The organism is Streptomyces sp. AK010 (assembly GCF_014207295.1).
GTDB classification, from domain to species: domain Bacteria; phylum Actinomycetota; class Actinomycetes; order Streptomycetales; family Streptomycetaceae; genus Streptomyces; species Streptomyces massasporeus.
The window spans coordinates 307,243-330,178 of record NZ_JACHCX010000001.1 but is presented as its reverse complement, the minus strand read 5'-3'; the positions used below and the strand labels follow the sequence as shown (position 1 = coordinate 330,178).

Annotated in this window: 18 protein-coding genes and 1 pseudogene; 7 read left to right on the top strand and 12 right to left on the bottom strand. The window is 71.6% G+C overall.

Translation table 11 applies throughout. The features are described 5' to 3' along the window. Window positions 1-113: 113 nt before the first annotated feature. From HDC93_RS01540 to HDC93_RS01530, 3 genes are read right to left on the bottom strand one after another with little or no spacing between them, the layout of a single operon-like run. On the bottom strand, window positions 114-1,316 hold the full coding sequence (locus tag HDC93_RS01540; protein ID WP_185006369.1) for a thiolase family protein: 1,203 nt from the start codon (window positions 1,314-1,316) through the stop codon (window positions 114-116). After that, window positions 1,313-1,957 carry a CoA transferase subunit B gene (locus HDC93_RS01535; RefSeq protein ID WP_185006367.1) on the bottom strand — a complete coding sequence of 215 codons (645 nt, stop codon included), beginning with the start codon at window positions 1,955-1,957 and terminating at the stop codon, window positions 1,313-1,315. Before HDC93_RS01535 ends, HDC93_RS01540 begins: the two co-directional genes overlap by 4 nt. Next, window positions 1,957-2,712 (bottom strand): CoA transferase subunit A, encoded by a 756-nt coding sequence (locus HDC93_RS01530; protein WP_185006365.1) that lies wholly within the window; start codon window positions 2,710-2,712, stop codon window positions 1,957-1,959. The genes HDC93_RS01535 and HDC93_RS01530 overlap by 1 nt, the downstream gene beginning before the upstream one ends. Before the next feature lie 204 nt (window positions 2,713-2,916). Here HDC93_RS01530 and HDC93_RS01525 point away from each other — a divergent pair, with 204 nt between their 5' ends. Continuing rightward, window positions 2,917-3,381, top strand: a complete 465-nt coding sequence (locus HDC93_RS01525) for a MarR family winged helix-turn-helix transcriptional regulator (RefSeq protein ID WP_185006363.1) — start codon at window positions 2,917-2,919, stop codon at window positions 3,379-3,381. Between the two features lie 49 nt (window positions 3,382-3,430). Here the strand turns inward: HDC93_RS01525 and HDC93_RS01520 are convergent, their stop codons facing one another. Beyond that, entirely contained in the window at window positions 3,431-4,444 is a 1,014-nt protein-coding gene (locus HDC93_RS01520; RefSeq protein ID WP_185006361.1) for a DUF3048 domain-containing protein, read from the bottom strand. A gap of 173 nt (window positions 4,445-4,617) precedes the next feature. Between HDC93_RS01520 and HDC93_RS01515 the strand changes: the two genes are divergently transcribed. Further along, window positions 4,618-5,808, top strand: a complete 1,191-nt coding sequence (locus HDC93_RS01515; RefSeq protein ID WP_185006359.1) for a zinc-dependent alcohol dehydrogenase — start codon at window positions 4,618-4,620, stop codon at window positions 5,806-5,808. A gap of 171 nt (window positions 5,809-5,979) precedes the next feature. Here HDC93_RS01515 and HDC93_RS01510 read toward each other — a convergent pair whose 3' ends face one another. Continuing rightward, the gene (locus HDC93_RS01510; protein WP_185006357.1) at window positions 5,980-7,044 is read right to left on the bottom strand and encodes an ATP-dependent DNA ligase; all 1,065 of its coding nucleotides are present in this window, start codon (window positions 7,042-7,044) and stop codon (window positions 5,980-5,982) included. A gap of 74 nt (window positions 7,045-7,118) precedes the next feature. On the opposite strand from HDC93_RS01510, the gene ligD reads away from it, so the two are divergent. Next, window positions 7,119-8,150, top strand: coding sequence for a non-homologous end-joining DNA ligase (ligD, locus tag HDC93_RS01505; RefSeq protein WP_185006354.1), 1,032 nt, complete (start codon window positions 7,119-7,121; stop codon window positions 8,148-8,150). On the opposite strand, the gene HDC93_RS01500 is transcribed toward ligD, so the two are convergent. Both HDC93_RS01500 and HDC93_RS01495 read right to left on the bottom strand, forming a co-directional pair. Further along, a complete protein-coding gene (locus tag HDC93_RS01500; RefSeq protein WP_185006924.1) occupies window positions 8,137-10,281 on the bottom strand; it encodes an OmpL47-type beta-barrel domain-containing protein in 2,145 nt (714 codons plus the stop codon). The genes ligD and HDC93_RS01500 overlap by 14 nt on opposite strands. A gap of 44 nt (window positions 10,282-10,325) precedes the next feature. Continuing rightward, a complete protein-coding gene (locus tag HDC93_RS01495) occupies window positions 10,326-12,806 on the bottom strand; it encodes a ThuA domain-containing protein (protein WP_185006353.1) in 2,481 nt (826 codons plus the stop codon). 189 nt (window positions 12,807-12,995) lie between these two features. On the opposite strand from HDC93_RS01495, the gene HDC93_RS01490 reads away from it, so the two are divergent. Together HDC93_RS01490 and HDC93_RS01485 are read left to right on the top strand one after the other, a co-directional pair. Next, on the top strand, window positions 12,996-13,973 hold the full coding sequence (locus tag HDC93_RS01490) for a multicopper oxidase domain-containing protein (RefSeq protein ID WP_185006351.1): 978 nt from the start codon (window positions 12,996-12,998) through the stop codon (window positions 13,971-13,973). Window positions 13,974-14,080: 107 nt separating this feature from the next. Beyond that, window positions 14,081-15,118, top strand: a complete 1,038-nt coding sequence (locus HDC93_RS01485; RefSeq protein ID WP_185006350.1) for a LacI family DNA-binding transcriptional regulator — start codon at window positions 14,081-14,083, stop codon at window positions 15,116-15,118. Window positions 15,119-15,386: 268 nt separating this feature from the next. Here the strand turns inward: HDC93_RS01485 and HDC93_RS01480 are convergent, their stop codons facing one another. Continuing rightward, window positions 15,387-16,172, bottom strand: coding sequence for a VOC family protein (locus tag HDC93_RS01480; RefSeq protein ID WP_185006348.1), 786 nt, complete (start codon window positions 16,170-16,172; stop codon window positions 15,387-15,389). A gap of 225 nt (window positions 16,173-16,397) precedes the next feature. Here HDC93_RS01480 and HDC93_RS01475 point away from each other — a divergent pair, with 225 nt between their 5' ends. After that, a complete protein-coding gene (locus HDC93_RS01475; RefSeq protein WP_030841026.1) occupies window positions 16,398-16,643 on the top strand; it encodes a WhiB family transcriptional regulator in 246 nt (81 codons plus the stop codon). 431 nt (window positions 16,644-17,074) lie between these two features. Here the strand turns inward: HDC93_RS01475 and HDC93_RS01470 are convergent, their stop codons facing one another. The 4 genes and pseudogenes from HDC93_RS01470 to HDC93_RS01455 all read right to left on the bottom strand — a co-directional run bounded on the left by HDC93_RS01470 (window position 17,075) and on the right by HDC93_RS01455 (window position 21,951). Beyond that, window positions 17,075-18,052, bottom strand: coding sequence for an acyl-ACP desaturase (locus HDC93_RS01470; protein ID WP_185006346.1), 978 nt, complete (start codon window positions 18,050-18,052; stop codon window positions 17,075-17,077). Between the two features lie 192 nt (window positions 18,053-18,244). Further along, window positions 18,245-19,021, bottom strand: coding sequence for a dimethylargininase (ddaH, locus tag HDC93_RS01465; protein ID WP_185006344.1), 777 nt, complete (start codon window positions 19,019-19,021; stop codon window positions 18,245-18,247). Between the two features lie 385 nt (window positions 19,022-19,406). Beyond that, a pseudogene (locus tag HDC93_RS38020) lies at window positions 19,407-20,315 on the bottom strand (excinuclease ABC subunit UvrA); the annotation flags it as partial. A gap of 10 nt (window positions 20,316-20,325) precedes the next feature. Further along, complete coding sequence (locus HDC93_RS01455; protein ID WP_185006340.1) at window positions 20,326-21,951, bottom strand: ABC-F family ATP-binding cassette domain-containing protein; 1,626 nt, start codon at window positions 21,949-21,951, stop codon at window positions 20,326-20,328. 309 nt (window positions 21,952-22,260) lie between these two features. Between HDC93_RS01455 and HDC93_RS01450 the strand changes: the two genes are divergently transcribed. Further along, window positions 22,261-22,905 (top strand): GPP34 family phosphoprotein, encoded by a 645-nt coding sequence (locus tag HDC93_RS01450; protein WP_185006339.1) that lies wholly within the window; start codon window positions 22,261-22,263, stop codon window positions 22,903-22,905. Window positions 22,906-22,936 lie beyond the last annotated feature (31 nt).

Genomic DNA, 22,936 nt, shown 5'->3' with positions numbered 1-22,936 from the left:
TCCCCTGAGGTTCTTGACGGTCGTGCCCCGTCCGGGGCGCGGGGCTGAATCGATATGCGGCTCCGCCGCGCGGGCGCGACCGGCCACGTGCGGCCCGCAGTCCTGAACGGACGCTAGCGCTCCAGGACAAGGGCAAGGCCTTGGCCCACCCCGATGCACAGCGTGGCGACGCCGACGCCGCTGCCACTGCGGGCCAGCTGATGCGCAACCGTCCCGGCGAGCCGGGCCCCGGACGCCCCCAGTGGATGGCCCAGGGCGATCGCGCCGCCCTGCGGATTGAGGATCGCGGGATCGAACGCGGGCCACTCGGCCACGCACCCCAGCACCTGCGCCGCGAACGCCTCGTTCAGCTCCAGCACGGACAGGTCGTCGAACCCCCGGCCCGCCTTGGCCAGCGCCCGGTTGACCGCCTCCACGGGCGCCAGCCCGAAGTAGTGCGGGTCGGTCGCCGAGACACCCGTCGCCCGGACGCGGGCGAGCGGCTCGCGGCCCGTCGCCCTCAGCCCCTCCTCGTCGACGAGCAGCAGCGCCGCCGCACCGTCGTTCAGCGGCGAGGCGTTGCCCGCCGTCACCGTGCCGCCCTCCGTGCGGAAGGACGCCTTCAGCCTGGCCATCGCCGCCAGGGAGGCGTCCGGGCGGACGCACTCGTCGGCGGCGAAGACCACCGGATCGCCCTTGCGCTGCGGGATCGCCACGGGCGCCAGCTCGCCGTCGAACAGGCCCTCGGACCGCGCCCGGGCGGCCTTCTCGTGGCTGCGCAGGGCGAACTCGTCCTGCTGCTCCCGGCCGATCTTGTGCTTGTCCGCGATGAGTTCGGCGGACTCGCCCAGCGGGATCGTCCACTGCGGCTCCATCCGCGGGTTGACCATCCGCCAGCCGAGCGTCGTCGAGTACAGCTCGGTGTGCCCGGCCGGGAAGGGCCTGTCGCTCTTCGGCAGTACGTACGGCGCCCGGGTCATGGACTCGACACCACCGGCCAGCACGACGGACGCGTCGCCCAGCGCGATGGCCCGGGCCGCCTGGATCACGGCCTCCAGGCCGGACGCGCAGAGCCGGTTGACCGTCACGCCCGGCACGGACGTGGGCAGACCGGCGAGCAGCGCGGCCATCCGGCCGACGTTGCGGTTCTCCTCACCGGCCCCGTTCGCGTTGCCGAAGTACACGTCCTCGACCCGGGCCGGGTCCAGCTCCGGCGTACGGTCGAGGAGTTCGCGGACGGCGTGCGCGGCCAGGTCGTCGGGGCGCACGCTCGCGAGGCCGCCGTTGTAGCGGCCGATCGGCGTGCGGACCGCGTCGACGATGTAGACGTCCTTCACTTCAGGCCCTCCGGCACGGTCAGTTCGGCGTCGGTCCGGGCGACGATCTCGCCGACGGTCACACCCGGCGCGGTCTCGACCAGCACCAGCCCGTCGTCGGTGACGTCGAGGACGCCGAGGTCGGTGATGATCCGGTTCACGCATCCCTTGCCGGTCAGCGGCAGGGCGCACTCGGCGAGGATCTTGGGCGAGCCGTCCTTGGCGGTGTGCGTCATGACGACGACGACCGTGCGGGCGCCGTGCACCAGGTCCATCGCCCCGCCGATGCCGGTGATCAGCTTGCCGGGGACGGCCCAGTTGGCCAGGTCGCCCCGCTCGGACACCTGCATGGCACCGAGCACGGCGACGTCGATGTGCCCGCCCCGGATCATCGAGAACGACAGCGCCGAGTCGAAGAAGGACGCGCCCGGCAGGACCGTCACCGTCTCCTTCCCGGCGTTGATCAGATCCGGGTCGACGGCGTCCTCGGTGGGGTAGGGGCCGGTGCCCAGGATGCCGTTCTCCGACTCGAGGACGACCTCGACGCCCTCGGGGAGGTGGTTCGGGATGAGTGTGGGCAGGCCGATGCCGAGATTGACGTACTGGCCGTCCCGCAGCTCCCGCGCCGCCCGTGCGGCCATCTCCTCGCGCGTCCAGGCCATCAGGACCTCACCGTCCGCTGCTCGATCTTCTTGTCCGCCGCCTGCTCCGGGGTGAGCGCGAGCACCCGCTGCACGAAGATGCCCGGCAGGTGCACCGCGTCCGGGTCGATCTCGCCGGGCTCCACCAGCTCCTCCACCTCGGCGATCGTGACCCGCCCGGCCATCGCGGCCAGCGGGTTGAAGTTCCGGGAGGACTTGTTGAAGACCAGGTTGCCGTGCCGGTCGCCCTTCCAGGCCCGGACCAGGGCGAAGTCGGTGCGGATGCCCCGCTCCAGCACGTACTCGGTGCCGCCGAACTCCCGGACCTCCTTGGGAGGCGAGGCGAGGGCGACCCCGCCCTCACCGTCGTAGCGCCAGGGCAGTCCGCCGTCGGCGACCTGGGTGCCGACGCCGGCCGGGGTGTAGAAGGCGGGGATCCCGGCGCCGCCGGCCCGCAGCCGCTCGGCCAGCGTGCCCTGCGGGATCAGCTCGACCTCCAGCTCCCCGGCCAGGTACTGCCGGGCGAACTCCTTGTTGGCGCCGATGTAGGAGCCCGTGACCCGGGCGATCCGGCCGGCGGCCAGCAGCACCGCCAGGCCCGACTCCATCGCCCCGCAGTTGTTGGAGACCACCGACAGCCCGGCCACGCCGCGCTCGTACAGCGCCTCGATCAGCACGTTCGGCACACCGCTCAGCCCGAAACCGCCCACCGCGAGCGACGCGCCGTCCGGCACGTCGGCCACCGCCTCCAGGGCTGTGGTGACCACCTTGTCCATCCGAGAAGCCCTCTCTTCCGAGCGACCCGACCGAATTAATCAGGGCACTGAGTATTTGTGCAAGCTGTTCTCTCACGCTGTCATCGGGGCGGTGGGGCGTCAAGACCTCGGCAGACAGCCCTGTGATCCTTTGCGAAGGCGGCAGACAGTACCCGATGGGTTGAGTATTGTTCAGTGCACCGACGAAACGACCTAGGGGTGCACATGACGGCCGCGGACCTCACCACCCACCCCGGGCACCTGGCCCGGCGGCTCCAGCAGGCGCACTACCTGCTGTGGAACGCGATGGTCTCCGAGGAGATCACCTCGCCCCAGTTCGCCGTCCTCAACACCCTCGTCGCCGAGCCCGGCCTGGACCAGCGCACGGTGGGGGAGCGGGTGGGGCTCGACCGGTCCACCATCGCCGAGGTGATCAGCCGGCTCAGCCGGCGCGGACTGCTCGACAAGGTCCGCGATCCCCAGGACGGGCGCCGCTCCCTGCTGCACCTCACGGACGAGGGGGCGCGCACGCATCGCAAGCTGACCGTGCGCACCGCCCGGATGAACCAGGTCTTCCTCGCCCCGCTGACCGCCGACGAGCGGACGGTCTTCTTCGACCTCATCCGGCGGGTCGCGGACGCGGCCGAGGGGCTCCGCAATCCGGAGGAGCCCCTGGTGGCGCCTCACTGACGGACGCCGCCCGGGTGGGCCGGGCGGCGTCCGGCGGAGGGCGGGCCGGTCAGGGCGTTCCGGCGAACACCACCCACACCTGGCCCTTCGCGAAGTTCACCGGCGTGCCGTCACCGGTGGTGAGTGTCGTGCCGTCCGCTGCCTTCTCCCGCTTCCAGTGCACGTCCCAGGCCCGCCCGTCGCGCAGCACCGTCGCCTCCCCCGAGCCGACCGTCTCGGTGTACGGCGTGTTGTTGCCGAGGAAGTCCCGGAAGGCGGACTCGCGCACCTTCACGTACTGCACGACGACCGTCGCGGCCGCCACCCGCTCACCGTCGGCCGTTGTCGCGGGCGTGCCGTCCATGCCGACCAGCCAGCGGTCGCGGGAGTCCGACCAGGTGAAGGTGAAACCGGCCGCAGGGTAGCGCACCGTCCGGGACGCCGTCGCCGTGCCGCCCGCGGGTGCCGCCCCGTAGTGGAATCCGGTGGTCAGGGCGGCCTTCCCCGGGACCTCGGGCACGATCCGCTCAGGCCGCAGGTAGAGGTTGTGCGGGGCGGGCTTGGCGGAGTCGCGGAAGAACGCGTCCGCGGCGTTGCCCGGCGTCTCCGCCCGCAGGGGCGCCGTGTCGATCAGCGGCAGCAGCTTCTTCCGCGCACCGGAGAAGGCCAGGGTGGGCCGGTCGAACTGGCGCAGCAGCTCCAGATCCGACTCGCGTGCGCTGCGCACCGGCCCGACGGTCTTCGGCAGCCGGGTCGCGTACACGGCCATCAGCCGGCTCAGCCCGCCCTCGACCTGCTCCGCGTAGACCACGTCCGCGGCGCCGAGGCCCGTGTGAGGGCGGGCCGGGGCGGCGTTGTCGATCTTGACGACGAGAGGGGCGGCGCCCCTCGCCGAAAGCGATTCCCCCTGCCCCGGCCCTTTCGGTGACCCCCGCCCGTCGTCGCTCGGGCCGCCGCCCCCGGTCGTGCAGCCCGCCGCCAGCGCGGCCGTCACCGTGGCGGCCAGCAGCGCCGCCGTCGTCGCGGCGCACCGTCCGCGCACCCCTCGTCCCCTGCCTACCGTCGCCACCGCGCCTCTTGTCATCGATCTGTCTTGATTGTGCGCTTATCTGAACATCGATGGCCACAGGTGACCGTTCTTGATGAGGAGGTGTCTCCGCCGCGTCCGTCGATCGGCGCAAGGTTCAGTGCGGGGCGTCCGGGTACCCGGACGGCGCCGTACGACCGACGCGCACGCTACGGAGGGAGCGCGAGGCGATGAGGGCAGTGACCTGGCAGGGCAAGCGGGACGTGCGGGTGGAGAACGTGCCCGATCCGACGATCCAGGAGCCGACGGACGCGGTCATCCGCATCACCTCAACCGGGCTGTGCGGGTCCGACCTGCACCTGTACGAAGTGCTCACCCCGTTCATGACGCCGGGCGACATCCTCGGCCATGAACCCATGGGCATCGTCGAGGAGGTCGGCGCCGGCGTGCCGGACCTCCAGGTGGGGGACCGGGTCGTGGTGCCGTTCCAGATCGCCTGTGGCAACTGCTGGATGTGCCTCACCGGCCTTCCCACCCAGTGCGAGACCACCCAGGTCCAGGGCGAGGGCATGGGTGCCGCCCTGTTCGGCTACACCCGCCTGTACGGCGCGGTGCCCGGCGCCCAGGCCGAGTACTTGCGCGTTCCGCAGGCCCAGTTCGGCCCGATCAAGGTCCCCGAGGGCCCGCCCGACGACCGCTTCGTCTACCTCTCCGACGTCCTGCCCACCGCCTGGCAGGCCGTCGCCTACGCCGACGTCCCGAAGGGCGGCAGCGTCGCCGTGCTCGGTCTCGGCCCCATCGGCGACATGGCCTGCCGCGTCGCCCAGGCGCAGGGCGCCGGCCGGGTGTTCGGCGTCGACCTGGTCCCGGAGCGGCTGCGCCGGGCGAAGGCGCGGGGCGTGGAGACCTTCGACCTGCGGTCCTTCGACGACGAGAAGGAACTCGTCGAAGCGATCCGTGACCAGACCGACGGCCGCGGACCCGACGCCGTGATCGACGCCGTCGGCACCGAGGCCCATGGCAGTGCGGCCGCGCGCATGGTGCAGAACGCCGCGGCGATCCTCCCCCGCAAGATCAGCGCGCCGATCGCCGAGCGCTTCAGTGTCGACCGCCTCGCCGCGCTCCTCACCGCCATCGACCTGGTGCGCCGCGGCGGCACCATCTCGCTGTCCGGCGTCTACGGCGGCATGGCGGACCCGCTGCCGCTGCTCACCCTGTTCGACAAGCAGATCCAGATGCGGATGGGCCAGGCCAACGTCCGCCGCTGGAGCGACGACATCATCCCGTACCTGACCGATGAGGACCCCCTCGGCGTGGACGACTTCGCCACCCACCGGGTGCCGCTGTCCGAGGCCCCGCACGCCTACGAGATGTTCCAGCGCAAGCAGGACGGCGCGGTCAAGGTCCTCATGCAGCCGTGAGGCGCTGCTAGTGCCGCGGCAGGCAACGTTTGCCCGTCAAGGAGCGGCGTCCGGTGCGTGCTCTCGGCGTGCCGGGTGCATGCCCTCGTACTGGATGTACTTGGGTTGTGCCCGGTGCGGCGAGAGTGCGTGCCGGACGCCGCGACGGGGCGAACGTTGCCTGCCGCGGCACTAGCCGCCGAGGATCTCCGCCAGGTCGTAGCGGACCGGCTCCTCCAGCTGTGCGTACGTGCAGCTCTCGGGGGTCCGGTCCGGGCGCCAGCGGCGGAAACGGGCAGTGTGCCGGAAGCGCTGCCCGTTCTCCATGTGGTCGTACGCCACCTCGGCCACCCGGTCCGGCCTGAGCGGCACCCACGACAGGTCCTTGCGGCCGGACCAGCGGCTCGGCGCCCCCGGCAGCCGGGACTTCTCGTGCGCGGCCTCCTCGGACCAGGCCGCCCACGGATGCCCCGTCACGTCGTCCAGGCGCAGCGGCTCCAGCTCCTGGACCAGCTCCGCACGCCGCTTCATCGTGAAGGCGGCGGAGACACCCACGTGCTGGAGGGTCCCGCGGTCGTCGTACAGGCCGAGCAGCAGCGAACCGACGATCGGACCGCTCTTGTGCAGCCGGTACCCGGCGACCACGACGTCCGCCGTCCGTTCGTGCTTGATCTTGAACATGGCGCGCTCGTCCGGCCGGTAGCGCACTGTCAGCGGCTTGGCGATGACGCCGTCCAGTCCCGCCCCCTCGTACTCCTCGAACCACTGCCGTGCCACCTCGATGTCGGTGGTCGCCGGCGCCAGGTGCACCGGCGCCCGCACCCCGGACAGCGCCCCGGCCAGCCGCTCCCGCCGTTCGGTCAGCGGCGCGTCCGTCAGCGACTCGTCCCCCAGCGCCAGCACGTCGAACACGACGAGCGACGCCGGGGTCCGCTCCGCCAGCATCCGCACCCGGGAGTCCGCCGGATGGATCCGCTCCGTCAGCGCGTCGAAGTCCAGATGGCCCTCGCGCGCGATCACGATCTCCCCGTCCACCACGCACCGCTCGGGCAGCCGCTCCCGCACGGCCGTCACGAGCTCGGGAAAGTACCTGGTCAGAGGCTTCCCGGTGCGGCTGCCCAGCTCGACCTCGTCCCCGTCACGGAACACGATCGCCCGGAACCCGTCCCACTTCGCCTCGTACTGCATGCCCGCGGGGATCGCCGCCACGGACTTGGCGAGCATCGGCAGGACAGGGGGCTTCACCGGCAGATCCATGGATCGATTCTGCTCTGATGCGCCCCGAGGCGCCCGATATGCGAGGTGTGCGGGCTACGCCTACCGTGGCGGGCATGGGTGACGCGGTGGAACTGGAGGTGGCCGGCCGGACCGTACGGCTGTCCAGCCCGGACAAGATGTTCTTCCCGGAGCGCGGCTTCACCAAGCTGGACCTCGCCCGCTACTACATCGCCGTCGGCCCCGGCATCCTGCGCGCCCTGCGCGACCGGCCCACCACCCTGGAGCGCTACCCGGAAGGCGTGAACGGCGAGAACTTCTTCCAGAAGCGGGCGCCGAAGAACATGCCCGACTGGATCCCGACCGCGCACATCACCTTCCCCAGCGGCCGCAGCGCCGACGAGATGTGCCCCACCGAGGCCGGAGCGGTGGTGTGGGCCGCCCAGTTCGGCACCCTCACCTTCCACCCCTGGCCGGTACGCCGCGACGACGTCGACCACCCCGACGAACTCCGTATCGACCTCGACCCGCAGCCCGGCACCGACTACGACGACGCCGCCCGCGCCGCCCACGAACTGCGGTCGGTGCTCGACGAGTTCGGGCAACTGCGGGGCTTCCCCAAGACCTCCGGCGGCCGGGGACTGCACGTCTTCGTGCCCATCGAGCCGCGCTGGACCTTCACCCAGGTCCGCCGCGCCGCCATCGCCGTCGGCCGGGAGATGGAACGGCGGATGCCCGAGCACGTGACCATCAAGTGGTGGAAGGAGGAGCGCGGCGAGCGCATCTTCATCGACTACAACCAGACGGCACGCGACCGCACGATCGCCTCCGCCTACTCCGTACGCCCCCGCCCGCACGCCCCCGTCTCCGCGCCCCTGCGCTGGGACGAGGTCGGGGTCGCGCACCCCCAGGACTTCGACCTCGCGACCATGCCCGCGCGCTTCGCCGAACTCGGCGACGTGCACGCGGACATGGACGACCACCGCTACTCCCTGGAAGCCCTGCTCGACCTCGCCCGCCGCGACGAACACGACCACGGACTGGGTGACCTGCCGTACCCGCCCGAGTATCCGAAGATGCCGGGGGAGCCCAGACGGGTACAGCCGAGCAGAGCCCGCAAGGAGAAGGAGCCTCCTACAGCTCCTTGATCCGGATGTCCCGGTACGAGACCACATCCGTCGTGCCGTGCACCTGGAGCCCGATGTAGCCGGAGGCGAACCGACGCCCGTCCGTGCCCGGGTCGTCCGAGCGCGGCGGGCTGAACTCCTGGCCGCCGGTGTTGTCGAACTCGTTGATCAGCACACCGTTGCGGAACACGGAGTAGTGCTGGCCCTCCACCCTGATCTCGTAGTCGTTCCAGGTGCCCTTCTGCGTCACGCCCGCGCCGGCCAGGCCCACCCGGTCGAAGCCGTAGACCGAACCCGTCTTGTACATGTCGCCGTCGGGCCGGTCGAGCACCTGCACCTCGTGCCCGTACTTGATCGCGGCCCACTCCGGGCGGGACTCCTCCGGATGGTCGTGGACCCACGGGAAGCGCACGAACACACCGGAGTTGGCGTTGCCCGTGCCCGGGGCGTCGTCACGCCACTGGAGCTTCAGCGAGAAGTCGCCGTACTTGCGCTGCGGGAACCACAGCATGCCCATCCCGGGCGTCGTAGTGCTGGAGGTGATCGTCCCGTCCGGGTTCAGCCCGAACGAACCGCCGCCCACCTGCTGCCACTTGGCCAGGGACTCCGCGGTGCCGTCGAAGAGCGCACGGTAGCCCTCGGTCTGCCCCGGCTTGCCGATCCCGGACTGCCGGGCCGCCTTCCGGATCGCCTTGGACTCCCGCTGGTCGATCACGCCCTCCTTCAGCAGCGCGCCCAGGACGGAGTCCACGTGCTTGAGGAACAGCGCCTGGGACGTCCACTCCTTCTCGTCCTCGATCAGCTCGCCGATCCGGCAGCGACTGTCGGTGACCCGGTTGCGCACGCCCGAGTCGACCGTGCCGACGATCACCGTCAACCGCTCGTCGTACTCCGGGCAGTCGGGCGCCGGGACCTGCCCGGAGACGACCGTGAAGGTGACCGTGCGGGCCGCGGCGGTGTTGCCCGCCTTGTCCGTCGCCCGGTACGCCACGGTGTGGGCGCCCGCCCGGTCGACCACTACCGGCGCCGAGTACGCCAGGTACGGGCCGCCGTCCAGCGAGTACTCGATCCGCTCGACACCCGAGCCGTGCTCGTCGGTCGCCGTGACCGTCACCCGGGCACTGTTGACGTAGGCCCCGTTCGCGTTCCTCGTGCCCTCCACGGCCACGCCCGTCACCGGCGCGGTGGTGTCCGCGGGCGGCGCCGCGACGACCATGAACCGCACGTTCTTCTCCGCCGCCACGTTGCCCGCCTTGTCGGTGGCGCGGTAGCGGACGGTGTGCGTCCCCACCTGGTGCACCATGACGGGCGCGGTGTACGGCTGCCAGGCGCCGGAGCCGATCGCGTACTCGATCGTGTTGACCCCGGTCCCCGTGTCGGAGGCCGAGACGGTGACCGTCGCCATGTCGATGTACGCCCCGTCGGCGTCCCGCTCGCCGCTCACCGTCGCCGAGGTCTCCGGCGCGGTGATGTCGTCCGACTGGGGAGCGACGACCGTGAACGCGGCGCTCTTCTCGGCGGACACGTTCCCCGCCTTGTCGAACGCGCGGTAGCGGACCGTGTGGCTGCCCACCTGGTCGACGACGACCGGCGCGGTGTACGGCTGCCAGGCACCCGCGTCGCCGATCGCGTACTCGATCCGCTCCACGCCGGAGCCCCCCTCGTCGGTGGCGTGCAGCGCCACGCTCGCCGAGCCGACGTACTCGCCCTGCGCGTTCTGCGTGCCGCTCACGTGCGCCGACGCCTCGGGCGCCGTGGTGTCCTCGCCGGTGCCCTCGGTCACCGTCAGGATGCCCTGCATCTGGCCGTGGCCGGGGATCGTGCAGTGGTAGAAGTACCGGCCGGGCGTGAGCGTGACCTGGGCGGTGTGCTTGCCGCCCTGGGCGTCGTTCGGGTTGGCCAGGATGTTGAGCTGCACATCGCTGTTGAACTCGGGATCGCTGGTCACGAACGTCAGCGTGTGGGGCATGCCCGTGGTGTTGCCGGTGGCCGTGCTGTTCTCGAACACGATCGTGGCCGCGCCGGCGACCGCCGTCTTCGGCGCCGAGAGGTACGTGTCGATGGCGTTGCCGGCCGTCCAGGTGAGCACCTGGTCGGCGGCCTCCTTCCCGGGCTGCCCGGCGGCGGGCAGCGCCTGCACGCCGAGCAGCATCAGCAGGGCGGCCAGCAGGGCGGCCCAGACTCTTCGGTGCCGGATCACTCGGTCCCCCTCGCCAGCTGGCCGGCGGCCGGGGTGGGCCCGCCGCCCTTGTAGGTGACCCTCCACAGGGCCGACTTGGAGTCCGAGGTGAAGAAGCCGCGCCCGTAGTCGAGGACGTACAGGGCGCCGTCCGGACCGAACTTCCAGTCCATCAGGTTCTTGATGCCGTCGTTGCCGATCGGCACGATCTTCTTCAGCGACTCCGCGTGCACCGGCAGACCGCCGTCTCCTTGCGTCTTCGGGTCCATGAGCACCGCGTTGCGCGGCTGGTCGGCGTCGTAGAAGTCACCGACGAACCACTTGCCGTCCCAGTACGCCGGCCACTTCACGGTGCTGTCGGCCGCGACCGTGCCGTAGCGGTAGACCGGCCCGTTCATCGCGGCCTGCCCGCCGCCCTTCAGCCACGGCAGCCGGTAGGTGGCCTCCGCCGGCTTGTACGACGGGACGCCGTTCGCGTCCCGCGGGTAGTCCGGGCCGCCGCCCGAGGGCGAGTACCAGATGTTGTTGCCGGTCACCGGCGGCAGGTTGACCAGGCCGTCGTTGTTCGGCGACTCGTTCTTCGGGTGGTCGCAGTCGTACCAGCCCAGCGGCTTGGACGGGTCCGGCAGATTCCGGTCCCGGTAGGGCTGCTTGTTGCCCATGCAGTACGGCCAGCCGCGGTTGCCCGCCTCGGTGATGGCGGCGAACGTGTCGTACTTCGCCGGACCCCAGGTCGTCGACGGTGCGCTCGCGTCCGGGCCGACCCAGCCCGCGTAGAGCACGTCGGTCGACTTGTCGACGGAGATGCGCGCCGGGTTGCGGACGCCCATCACATAGATCTCGCCGCGCGTCTTGCCACCGCCCTCGTCGGGCTCCTTCCCGGTGAAGAGATTGCCCGCCGGGAGCGTGTACGTCCCGTCCGGCTCCGGGTGGATGCGCAGGATCTTGCCGTTGAGGTTGTTGGTGTTGCCCGCGGTGCGGCGCGCGTCCGCGAAGGAGACGCCCTTGTAGTTCGGCTCCGGGTTGTTGCCCGAGTAACCGGAGCTGAAGCCACTGGAGTTGTTGTCACCCGTGGCGATGTACAGGTTGCCCTTGGAGTCCCAGGCCATCCCGCCGCCCGCGTGACAGCAACTGTGGATCTGCACCGGCCACTTCAGCAGGACCTTCTCACTGGCGAGGTCCAGCTTGTTGGTGGCCTGGTCGAGCGTGAAGCGGGAGACCCGCCGCTCCGCCATCCGCGTCTCGCGGTTGATCCGCTCGTGCGGCGTGTAGTGCAGATACACCCAGCCGTTCTGCGCGAACCCCGGGTCCAGCTCGATGCCGAGCAGCCCCTCCTCGACCTTGACCAGTTCGTCGCCGCCGCCCTTGTTGCCGAAGACCGTGAGCGCGCCGGCCAGGGTGACCTGCTTGGTCTTCGGGTCGTAGACGTGGATCTCGCCCTTGCCCTTGCCGATGTCGGGGTTGTTCCAGTCCGTGATCACGGGCTGCGAGGAGTCGGCGCCGCCCCGGCCGATGGAGAAGACCCGGCCGTCGGGCGCGGTGACCAGCCCGTGCGGCTCGCCGATCTGGTCGTTCTGCCCCGGCTGGTTGGGCTTGGTCAGCCGCTCCGCCGCGTAGTTGGCGTTGATGGCCGCCTTGCAGTCGGCCTGCTCCAGCCGCGTCGTCCACATCAGCGCGCCGCGCAGATGATCGCGGAAGTCGGTCTCGTCGTACGACGACACCGTCCCGCCCATGCCCGTGTAGAAGGACCGCCCGCCGTCGTAGTCCCGGCACCAGCTGACCGGATGGTCCCAGCCGTTGGAGCCCGAGCCCGGCTGGTAGGTCGACTCGCGGACCCGGGCCACCGTGTGCACGGCGCCCGAGGGGTTCTTCACCCAGTTCAGCCACCGGTCCGGGCGCTTCCACTGCACCGGCAGATCCTTGGTGGCGGGGTGCCGGCGGTCGCCGACCTCGACGGTCGCGCGCTGCACGGCCGTCGGGCTCGAGGCGGCCGGGCGGGCACCCACCAGGCCGGTGAACCAGTCCGAGTACGGCTCCGCGCGCGCCGCGTCATGAATGCCGACGAACCCGCCGCCGGCCTCCATGTACGCCTCCAGGCCCGCCTCCTGCTCCGCGTCGAGGACATCGCCCCCGCCGGTCAGGAAGACGATCGCGTTGAAACGGCCGAGCCTCGTCCCGTCGGTGAACACCGAGGCGTCGCCGGTGGCCTGCACCTTGAATCGGCGGTTCGCCGGGCCCGTCAGACCGATGTCCTCGATGGCCTCGATCCCGGCGTTCACCACCGGCGACTCCTCCCCGGCCGCCGCGGAACCGTGGAAGATCAGCACCCGTACGTTTGCGCCGCCCGGCGGCGACTTGATCGACATCGTTGTCAGCGGGGGTTCGGGGAAAGGGCGCGCGTTCGCGGCGGGGCCCGACAGCAGCCCGGCGGTCACGACCCCGGCGGCAACGGACGCCGCCCAGACGCGTCTTGACTTGCTCAACCCTCGTAAGTGCATGGGCACCTCCTCGGTCACAGCAACACCGCCAAGGAAGCTAAACCCCTTTGCGCATCTCGCCAATACCTATGACCGGGATGACACCAACTTTGTCTTGAGTGTGGATAAACGGGAGCGCGGCCGGTACCGTCGCACAGGTTCATCACAGGTACGCCTCCGTAAATGCCTTACCAGGGTGGGGAGTTCCGCATGGACAGACGCAGCTTCAACCGGCGGGTCCTGCTGGGCGGTGCGGCCGTCGCGACATCGTTGTCCGTGGCGCCGGAGGCCGTGAGCGCCGCCGGGCCGGCGAAGACGGCGCCCGCCGGGGGCGAGGTGAAGCGCATCAAGCTCTACGCCGAGAAGCTCCCCGACGGGCAGATGGGCTACGGCCTGGAGAGGGGCAAGGCGAGCATCCCCGGCCCGCTGATCGAGCTCAACGAAGGCGACACGCTGCACGTCGAGTTCGAGAACACCATGGACGTGGAGGTCAGCCTGCACGTCCACGGTCTGGACTACGAGATCACCAGCGACGGCACGAAACTGAACCGCAGTCATGTCGAGCCGGGCGGCACCCGCACCTACACCTGGCGCACCCACGCCCCCGGCCGCCGAAAGGACGGCACGTGGCGCTCGGGCAGCGCGGGCTACTGGCACTACCACGACCACGTCGTCGGCACGGAACACGGCACCGTGGGGCTGCAGAAGGGCCTCTTCGGCCCGGTCGTCGTCCGCCGCAAGGGCGACGTCCTGCCCGACCGGACGCACACGGTCGTCTTCAACGACATGCGCATCAACAACAAGCCGCCGCACTCCGGGCCGAACTTCGAGGCCACGGTGGGGGATCGCGTGGAGTTCGTCGTGATCACGCACGGCGAGTTCTACCACACGTTCCACATGCACGGTCACCGCTGGGCGGACAACCGCACCGGCATGCTGACCGGCCCCGAGGACCCCAGTCAGGTCATCGACAACAGGATCACGGGCCCGGCGGACTCCTTCGGCTTCCAGGTGATCGCGGGGGAGGGTGTCGGTGCCGGCGCCTGGATGTACCACTGCCATGTCCAGAGCCACTCCGACATGGGGATGGTCGGACTGTTCCTGGTGAAGAAGCCGGACGGCACCATTCCGGGGTACGACCCGCACGAGCACGGGGAGGAGCCGGCGGGCGGCGGGCACGAGCACTGACGGGCGGCTGCTCTCCCCGTCCGCGCCGATCGGCGCGCGAGAGCGCTCTCACCACGCTGTGTGTCCGGGGCTATCCTGATCCGCAGCCGCAGGTGAGGAGCCCCGAAGTGACCGACACAGCGCCGCGTCCCACCCTGGAGGCCGTGGCCGCCCGGGCCGGTGTCTCGCGGGCCACCGTGTCCCGCGTGGTCAACGGCGGGGACGGGGTGCGGGACGTCCTCGTGGAGCGGGTCCGCAAGGCCGTCGACGAGCTCGGATACGTGCCCAACCAGGCCGCCCGCTCCCTGGTGACCCGGCGGCACGACGCGATCGCGGTCGTCGTCGCCGAACCGGAGACCCGGGTCTTCGCCGACCCGTTCTTCGCGCTCCAGCTGCGCGGCATCAGCAAGGAGCTCACCGCCCACGACAACCAGCTCGTGCTGCTGCTCACGGAGGGCCGGGACGACCACGCCCGGGTCGCCCGCTACCTCGCCGGCGGACATGTCGACGGGGCCCTCGTCTTCTCCCTGCACCTCGACGACCCGCTGCCGGAGCTGATCCAGCGGGCCGGTGTCCCCACCGTCTTCGGCGGACGGCCCGGCTGGAGCGGTGACCGGCGCGAGGTGGTCTACGTCGACAGCGACAACCGCGGCGGTGCCCGCGACGCCGTCCGCCACCTGGCCGGTCTCGGCCGCACCCGGATCGCGCACATCACCGGCGCCCTCGACCAGACCTCCGCCGCGGACCGCCTCGACGGCTACCGGGACGTCATGGCGGACGCCGACCCGCGGCTGATCGCCGAGGCCGACTTCACCCCGGCCGGCGGCGAGCGGGCGATGCGCGAGCTCCTGGAGCGCTGCCCGGACGTGGACGCGGTGTTCGCCGCCAACGACCTCATGGCCTCCGGGGCGCTGCGCGTCCTGCGCGGCTCGGGCCGCCGGGTCCCCGACGACGTGGCCGTGATCGGCTTCGACGACATGCGGCCCGTCGCGGAACAGACCGACCCGCCCCTCACGACGGTCCGTCAGGACATAGAGGAGATGGGCCGTCTGATGGCCCGACTGCTCCTGCGCGGCCTCGACCGGGACGCCCCGCGGGAGGGCGTCGGGGCGACCCCGTCGAGCGTGGTGCTGCCGACGACGCTGGTGCGGCGGGGGTCGGCGTAGGGGCTGCTCCGGCGCAGGGCGTCGTCGCCGGAGGCGGCTCGGCGTCCGGTGGGCTTCCCGGGCCATCGAGCGGCTCGGCATGAGGGGCGGGCGTCCCGGGCCGCCGCCCGGGAGTCTCGGCCGGCCGGGCCGCCGGTCGTACGGCGACGCGCCGAGCCCGAGCCGGCCGGACGGCGAGAGCCCGTACACGTGACTCCCGGCCTCGCGCGGCGGATGCCGCTCTCCGTGACAGGCCTCGGCCGCTCTCCGTGACGGGTCTCGGCCGGTCTCAGCCCAGCTGCGGCTCGCTGCGGATCACCGCGAAGCGGGCGCCGTACGGGTCGGCGAGTTTGGCGAGGCGGCCGACGGACGGGAGGTCCGTCGCGGCGAGGCGGACCGTGCCGCCCAGTTCGCCGGCCCCGGAGACGATGGCGTCCGGGTCGGCGACCTCGAAGTACGGCAGCCAGTACGCCTCCTCCTCGCCCGGGTCGTCGGCCAGCGGGACGACACCTCCGAACATGGCGTCCTCGCTCTCCCCGGCGGGGTTGAACGTGGTGTACGTGCCGCCGGCGAAGTCCGCGCCGAAGGTCTCCAGACCGAGCACGGAGTGGTAGAAGGCCGCCGTGGCCGGGACGTCCGCCGTGTACAGCTCGACCCAGCACAGCGAGCCGTGCTCCTGGACGACCTCCAGGCCCCTGTTGCGGCCCGGCTGCCACACGCCGAAGGGCACCCCGGCCTGGTCCGCGAGGATCGCCATCCGGCCGAGGTCCTGCACGTCCATCGGCTGCACCGTCACCGCGCCGTGCGCCTGCTCGGCCGCCCGGGCCGTGGCGTCCGCGTCCGGCGACTGGAAGTACACCGTCCAGGACGGCGGGCCCTGCTCCGGCGTGGTCTGCATGCCTCCGGCGGCCGTCCTGCCCCCGAGCCGGAACAGCCCGTACCCGCCGGCCTCCGGGCCGCCCGGCTGGAACCGCCAGCCGAACAGCTCGCCGTAGAAGGCGGCGGCGCCGTCGATGTCGGGGGTGCCGAGATCGATCCAGTTCGGAGCGCCGGTGAGGTAACGGGTGGTGAGCATCGTCGCCCTCCTCGCACAGGGGCCCGTCGTCTGCACTGCCGAGTCTTCCACCGCGCGGTGCCGGCCGCCGCCGGAGCGTGGCCGCGGCGGGGTTCGGATGTTTCCGCGCGCCGCCGTGCGCCGGCCCCGTCCGGCGGGCCACCATCGAGGTGGCCGGGGGCCCGTGAACGCCGTGTTGATCCCGCGTTGATCGAACGTTTTTCGCCGCCCGCGACGCTTTCGGGCATGCACATCGACACGATCACCTCGCCCGAACTCGAATGGCAGCAAGAGGCGTTGTGCGCGCAGACGGGGGCGGACTTCTTCTTCCCCGAGCCGGGCAGTTCGGTGCGGGAGGCGAAGCGGATCTGCGGTATGTGCCCGATCCGCGCGGCCTGCCTGGAGTACGCGCTGGACCACGACGAGCGCTTCGGCGTCTGGGGCGGTCTTTCGGAGAAGGAGCGGCTGGAGCTGCGACGCGTGTCGCGGTAGTCGCCGCGGGAGTGGGTCCGCCGCGGGGAGTGGGGTCGCCACGGGGGTGGGGTCCGCGACGGGGGTCGGGCCCGCGTTGGGGGTGGGCCCGCCACCGGGAGTGGGGTCCGCGACGGGGGTCGGGCCCGCGTTGGGGGTGGGCCCGCCACCGGGAGTGGGGCCCGCGACGGGGGTCGGGCCCGCCTACGGGGAGTGGGGCTCGCCATGGGGGTGGGGTCGTCACGGGGGTGGGGTCCGCCGCGGGGAGTGGGGCCCGCGACCGGGGGTGGGGGCCGCCGCGGGGGTCGGGCCCGCCAACGGGGAGTGGGGCTCGCCATGGGGGTAGGGCCGTCACGGGCGCGGGGCCCGGTTCCGCGCTGTCCGCTGCCGGAACGCAGGGCCCCGGCCGCTCGTGGCGGCCGAGGCCCTGTCCGCGTATGTGCCGGTCGGCGTCAGGCGCCGGCCCGGGCCGCCATGCGGGCCTTGCGGGCGGCCAGCTTCTCGTCGAACTTCGACGCCTCGGAGTCCAGACCGCCCAGGAACAGGCCGAGCTCCTCCTGCGCCTTGCGGCCCTCGGGGCCCAGGCCGTCGATCTCCATGATCTTCAGGAAGCGCAGCACGGGCTGGAGCACGTCGTCGTGGTGGATGCGCATGTTGTAGATCTCGCCGATCGCCATCTGCGCGGCGGCCCGCTCGAAGCCGGGCATGCCGTGGCCGGGCATCCGGAAGTTCACGATGACGTCGCGCACCGCCATCATCGTCAGGTCGGGCGCCAGCTCGAACGCCGCCTTCAGCAGGTTCCGGTAGAAGACCATGTGCAGGTTCTCGTCGGTGGCGATGCGCGCCAGCATGCGGTCGCAGACCGGGTCCCCGGACTGGTGGCCGGTGTTGCGGTGCGAGACGCGGGTCGCGAGCTCCTGGAAGGCCACGTAGGCGACCGAGTGCAGCATCGAGTGCCGGTTGTCCGACTCGAAGCCCTCGCTCATGTGGGACATCCGGAACTCCTCCAGCTTGTCCGGGTCCACGGCGCGCGAGGTGAGCAGGTAGTCGCGCATCACGATGCCGTGCCGGCCCTCCTCCGCGGTCCAGCGGTGCACCCAGGTGCCCCAGGCGCCGTCGCGGCCGAACAGCGAGGCGATCTCGTGGTGGTAGCTGGGCAGGTTGTCCTCGGTGAGAAGGTTGACGACGAGCGCGATGCGCCCGATCTCGGTGACCTTGGACTGCTCCTTCTCCCAGGCCTCGCCGTCCTCGAAGAGACCGGGGAAGTTGCGCCCGTCGCTGAAGGGCACGTACTCGTGCGGCATCCAGTCCTTGGCGACCTTCAGATGCCGGTTGAGTTCCTTCTCGACCACTTCCTCCAGGGCATACAGCAGCTGGGCGTCGGTCCAGGCGCCGGCCGGGCTGCCGAGGTGGGGAGTGGTGATCGTCATGGACTCTCCAGGGGGACAAGCGGATGAGCGGTGAGCGGTGAACCTACGGCATCGTAGGCTACGTTGCCGTAGGTTACGAGGCCGTAGGTTAAGGGTGCTGTAAAGGCCGCTGATCAGCGGGGTCGCCCTACCGTGTGTCGGGCTCCCCTGACCCGCAGGTCGGGAGCCCGGACGGGGAATGTGCGCGTCCGGTCAGACGTACAGCTCCCGCAGCCGCACCGAGAGGCACGTCACACATCCCTCGAGCTTCTCGAACTCGCCGATGTCCACGACGACCGGTTCGTACCCGAGGTCGGCGAACAGCTCGGCGGTCTTCGGCGCGCTCGACGCCATCAGCAGCTTGTCGCCGCCGAGCAGGACGACGTGCGAGCCGGCCTCCTCGGGGACCGGCAGGAAGCGCGCGAACAGCGAGGGCGTGTCCATCTTGGGGATGTGCCCGATGACCGTGCCGTCCGGCAGTGCCGTGACCGCCGACTTCAGGTGCAGCACCTTGCTCACCGGCGCGGAGACGACCCGCGCGCCGAGCGGCTCGAACGCGGCGCGCAGCTGCCGGACGCCGTCGGCGTTGGTGCGACCACCCCGGCCCACGTAGACGGTGTCGCCGATCTTCAGGACGTCCCCGCCCTCCAGGGTGCCCGGGTCCCAGATCCAGTTCACCGAGCAGCCCAGACCGGCGACGGCCTCCTCGACCCCGGCGGTCTCCTCACGCCGGGAGTCCGCGCCCGGGCGCGCGATCAGGGCCACATTCTTGTACATCACGACCGTGTCCTCGACGAACACCGAGTCCGGGCAGTCGTCGGCGGGGTCCACCTCGATGGTCTCCCAGCCGTGCGTGCGCAGGGCCTCCACGTACGCCTCCCACTGCTCGACGGCGAGGTCGACGTCGACCTTCTCCCGCTCGATGTGCGTCACCAGGCCTTCGGCGAGGCGCGGGCTGGGGCGGCGGACGAGGGCCTTCTTGCTGGGCACGAGCGTGACTCCGTATCGGATGGGACGTGTCGGGACCGCACCGGCGGAGCTTTCCGGGATCGACCGGAACCCGTCGGGCGTCGGCCGCCATCATGCAGGGCGAACGGGGGAGAGGACAGCCCCGGGGGAGGGGCTGAAGGGAGGGAGGGGGTGGGGATGCCTCGGACGCGTCGGCGGACAGCGGGGCGGGGGCGAGCGGGATCCGCGAGGGAACACCGCCTGGAACGCCTCCCGGCCCCGGTGGCGCGGGAGAGGCGGGCAGTGGGTGGTGAGCCCCCTGCCGGGGGCGGACGGTGACCGCCCCCGGCCCCTCCGTCGGCAGCCGCCGGTGAGCGGCCGCCTCCGGCCGGAGCGCACGCCTCGCGTCGAGCCGGAGCTGGCCGGACTTCAGTACGGCGATCAGGTCCGTGACCTGCATGCGGACGCAGTCGGCGATCGACCGGCCGTTGATCCGGGTCGCGAGCGCCGCCGCGTTCAGCTGTGCTCCACGGCAGCCCGGGCAGGTGCCCTCCACCAGGAACGCACGGACCAGGTCCCGGGTCTTCTGGCTCATGGCCGACAGGTCCCGCTTCAGGTACAGCCGCTCGAAGCGGACGGCCGGCCCCTCGTACCCGGTGGTCCAGGTGCCGCCGCTGCCGCTGACGGCGACCTTGCTGCCCGGCCGTCCGCGCATCAGGAACTCCCGCTCGGCGGCCGTGAACCGCCCCACCGGCTTGTGCGGGTCGAGGTCGTCGCTGTTCGTGTACGTCTGGCCCTGCCAGGTCCCGGCGGCGAACGGCGGGAAGCGGACCGCCCCGTCGGCGAGGGAGCGGTCCGGATGAAGGATGCGGTCCCAGTCGGGCCGTACCGTCCGGCCGAGACCGTCGCACTCGGGGCACATGCCCGACGGGTCGTTGAACGAGTAGGCCGTCGCCGGTCCGGCGCTCGGGGTGCCGTGCCGGGAGAACAGCACCCGGATCACCGAGTACACGTCCGTCATGGTGCCGACGGTCGACCGGGAGTGGCCGCCGACCTGCCGCTGGTCGACGACGATCGCCGGGGTGAGGTCCTCCAGGCCGTCCGCGTGCGGCCGCTCGAACTCGGGCAGCCGGTTGCGGACGAACCACGGGTAGGTCTCGTTCAGCTGGCGCTGCGACTCCACCGCGATCGTGTCGAAGACGACGGACGACTTCCCCGACCCCGAAACGCCGGTGAACACGGTCAGCCGGCCTTTCGGGATGCGGAGGGTGACGTCCTTGAGGTTGTTCTCGCGTGCTCCGGTCAGGGTGATGGCATCGGCTGCGAAGTCGGTCATGCCACCGACGCTAGGAGGAAAACCCGACAGCCTCTGACGTGATTTCCCGCAGTTCTCCCTCCTCCAGCAGCAGCCAGCGCGTGATGCCGATCGACTCCAGGAACGGCAGGTCGTGGCTGGCCGCGATCAGGGCTCCCTCGTACGACTCCAGGGCCGTGGTGAGCTGCCGGACGCTCGCCCTGTCGAGGCTGTTGGTCGGCTCGTCCAGCAGGAGCAGCTGCGGTGCGGGCTCGGCCAGCATCAGCGCGGCCAGCGCGGCCCGGAAGCGTTCGCCGCCGGACAGGGTCGCCGCCTGCTGGTCGGCGCGGGCGCCCCGGAACAGGAAGCGCGCCAGCCGCGCCCGGATCCGGTTGTTGCTGGCGTCCGGCGCGTACCGGGCCACGTTCTCGGCGACGGACAGCTCCCCGTCGAGGACGTCGAGCCGCTGCGGCAGGAACCGCAGCGGGACGTGCGCCACCACCTCGCCCGCCTGCGGGGCGAGCTCGCCGGTGATCGTGCGCAGCAGCGTGGTCTTGCCCGCGCCGTTGCGCCCGATCAGTGCGACCCGCTCGGGCCCGCGCAGGTCGAGGCCGCCCTTCACCCGGCCGCCGTACCGGAGCCCGAGATCCTGGAGGGTGAGGACGGTCCGCCCCGGCGGCACCGCCGTGTGCGGCAGGTCGACGCGGATCTCGTCGTCGTCCCGCACCGCCTCCACCGCCTCGTCGAGTCGCTCCCTGGCCTCGGCGAGCTTCTCCTCGTGCATGATGCGGTGCTTGCCCGCGGACTCCTGCGCCGCGCGCTTGCGCGCCCCCATGACGATCTTCGGCTCGCGCTTGCTGTCCCACATCTTCTGCCCGTACCGCTTGCGGCGGGCCAGTTTGACCTGGGCGTCGGCCAGTTCGCGCTTCTGCTTGCGGAAGTCGGACTCGGCGACGCGCACCATGCGCTCGGCCGCCTCCTGCTCGATCTCCAGTGCCTCCTCGTAGTCGGAGTAGTTGCCGCCGTACCAGGTGATCTCACCGGAGCGCAGATCGGCGATCCGGTCGACGAGGTCCAGCAGTTCACGGTCGTGGCTGACGACGACCATGACGCCCGGCCAGGACTGCACGGCCGCGTACAGCCGCCGACGGGCGTACAGGTCGAGATTGTTGGTCGGCTCGTCCAGCAGCAGCACCTCGGGCCGGCGCAGCAGCAGCGCGGCCAGCCGCAGCAGGACCGACTCGCCGCCGGACACCTCGCCGACGGTGCGGTCCAACTCGATGTGCCCGAGCCCGAGTTCGCCGAGCGTGGCGAGGGCGCGCTCCTCGACGTCCCAGTCGTCGCCGACGGTCTCGAAATGCGTCTCGCAGACGTCGCCCGACTCGATGGCGTGCAGGGCGGCGCGCTGTGCGGCGATGCCGAGGGCCTCGTCGACGCGCAGGGCGGTGCCGAGCGTGACGTTCTGTGGCAGGTAGCCGACCTCGCCGGCCACGCGGACGGTGCCGTCGGTGGGTGCGAGTTCACCGGCGACCAGCCTCAACAGGGTCGACTTTCCGGACCCGTTGACGCCGACCAGGCCGGTCCGGCCGGGGCCGAACGAGACATCCAGGCCCTCGAAGACGGGGGTGCCGTCGGGCCAGGTGAACGCAAGGGACGTGACGGTGATGGAGGTGGACAAGGTGGCCTCGTTCGCGGTTGCTCGAAGCGGTCAGGGGCAAACGCGTGTCGAGACACCTGCGACCAGGGGGTGAGGCTCCATGGGCACATCACGGACATGAGAAATGCCCTGCACCGGAGGGACGGCTCGAACGCCGAGGTCGCACGCAGCGCACACCACGAAGGGGTGTGACGCGGTGTCTCAGGACCTCAGACGAGCAACGTCCTTCTCCAATCGGCGGCAACAGGGACGCTTTACACCGTAGGAGGGCGCTCTGAACCTGTCAACGAATTAACGTGCGACTCGATCGTTCCGCCCCGAGGAGGCCCCGTGTCCAACGGTCCGCTCACGCTGTCGGCCCGGCTCTGCCTGCTGGCCTGGGACGCCGCGGGACCGGCCGCCGGCGCCACCGCCCACCGGCCCGCTCCGGTGCGGGCCGGAGCCCTCGTCGAGCTGGCCCGGCGCGGCCTGCTCACCGGCGAGGACGGCATCGCCACGCCGGTCGACCTGGACGCGAGCGCGGGTGACGCGGTCCTCGACGGGCTGCTCGAACTCGTCCGCGAGTCGTGCCCGCACCCCTGGCGGACGTGGGTGACGCTGCGGTCGCGGGTGACCTTCGACGCCGTGCGGGAGCAGCTGGTGGCCGACGGGTTTCTGCGGGCGGAGAAGCGACGGGTCCTGGGCGTGTTCCCGACCGTGGAGTACGCGCTGGAGCGGGTGGCCGTCGTGGAGGCGCTGCGGGAGGAGACACGGCAGGTCCTCCACGGGGCGCTGCCGGTCGCCCGGATCTCCGAGCGGGACGCCGCACTCGCCGTCCTCGCCGCGGCGGCGGACCTCCTCGACGAGGACACCTGTGACCGGCGCATCGAGCAGTTGACGGAACGGGCGGGCGCGTCGATGCCCGGGCTCGCGTCGATCGTGCGCGAGGTGAGCACGGCGGTGACGGCGGGGCGTGCGGTGGCGGCGTCGCCCTGATGCCTGCCCGGGCCGGCTGAGGCAGGGGCGA

Bases quoted from the DNA above. Each gene is read 5' to 3' on its own strand.
- HDC93_RS01535 (WP_185006367.1), bottom strand. From the start codon at position 1,957: ATGGCCTGGACGCGCGAGGAGATGGCCGCACGGGCGGCGCGGGAGCTG.
- HDC93_RS01530 (WP_185006365.1), bottom strand. From the start codon at position 2,712: ATGGACAAGGTGGTCACCACAGCCCTGGAGGCGGTGGCCGACGTGCCG.
- HDC93_RS01525 (WP_185006363.1), top strand. From the start codon at position 2,917: ATGACGGCCGCGGACCTCACCACCCACCCCGGGCACCTGGCCCGGCGG.
- HDC93_RS01520 (WP_185006361.1), bottom strand. From the start codon at position 4,444: ATGACAAGAGGCGCGGTGGCGACGGTAGGCAGGGGACGAGGGGTGCGC.
- HDC93_RS01515 (WP_185006359.1), top strand. From the start codon at position 4,618: ATGAGGGCAGTGACCTGGCAGGGCAAGCGGGACGTGCGGGTGGAGAAC.
- HDC93_RS01510 (WP_185006357.1), bottom strand. From the start codon at position 7,044: ATGGATCTGCCGGTGAAGCCCCCTGTCCTGCCGATGCTCGCCAAGTCC.
- ligD (WP_185006354.1), top strand. From the start codon at position 7,119: ATGGGTGACGCGGTGGAACTGGAGGTGGCCGGCCGGACCGTACGGCTG.
- HDC93_RS01500 (WP_185006924.1), bottom strand. From the start codon at position 10,281: ATGCTGCTCGGCGTGCAGGCGCTGCCCGCCGCCGGGCAGCCCGGGAAG.
- HDC93_RS01495 (WP_185006353.1), bottom strand. From the start codon at position 12,806: ATGCACTTACGAGGGTTGAGCAAGTCAAGACGCGTCTGGGCGGCGTCC.
- HDC93_RS01490 (WP_185006351.1), top strand. From the start codon at position 12,996: ATGGACAGACGCAGCTTCAACCGGCGGGTCCTGCTGGGCGGTGCGGCC.
- HDC93_RS01480 (WP_185006348.1), bottom strand. From the start codon at position 16,172: ATGCTCACCACCCGTTACCTCACCGGCGCTCCGAACTGGATCGATCTC.
- HDC93_RS01475 (WP_030841026.1), top strand. From the start codon at position 16,398: ATGCACATCGACACGATCACCTCGCCCGAACTCGAATGGCAGCAAGAG.
- HDC93_RS01470 (WP_185006346.1), bottom strand. From the start codon at position 18,052: ATGACGATCACCACTCCCCACCTCGGCAGCCCGGCCGGCGCCTGGACC.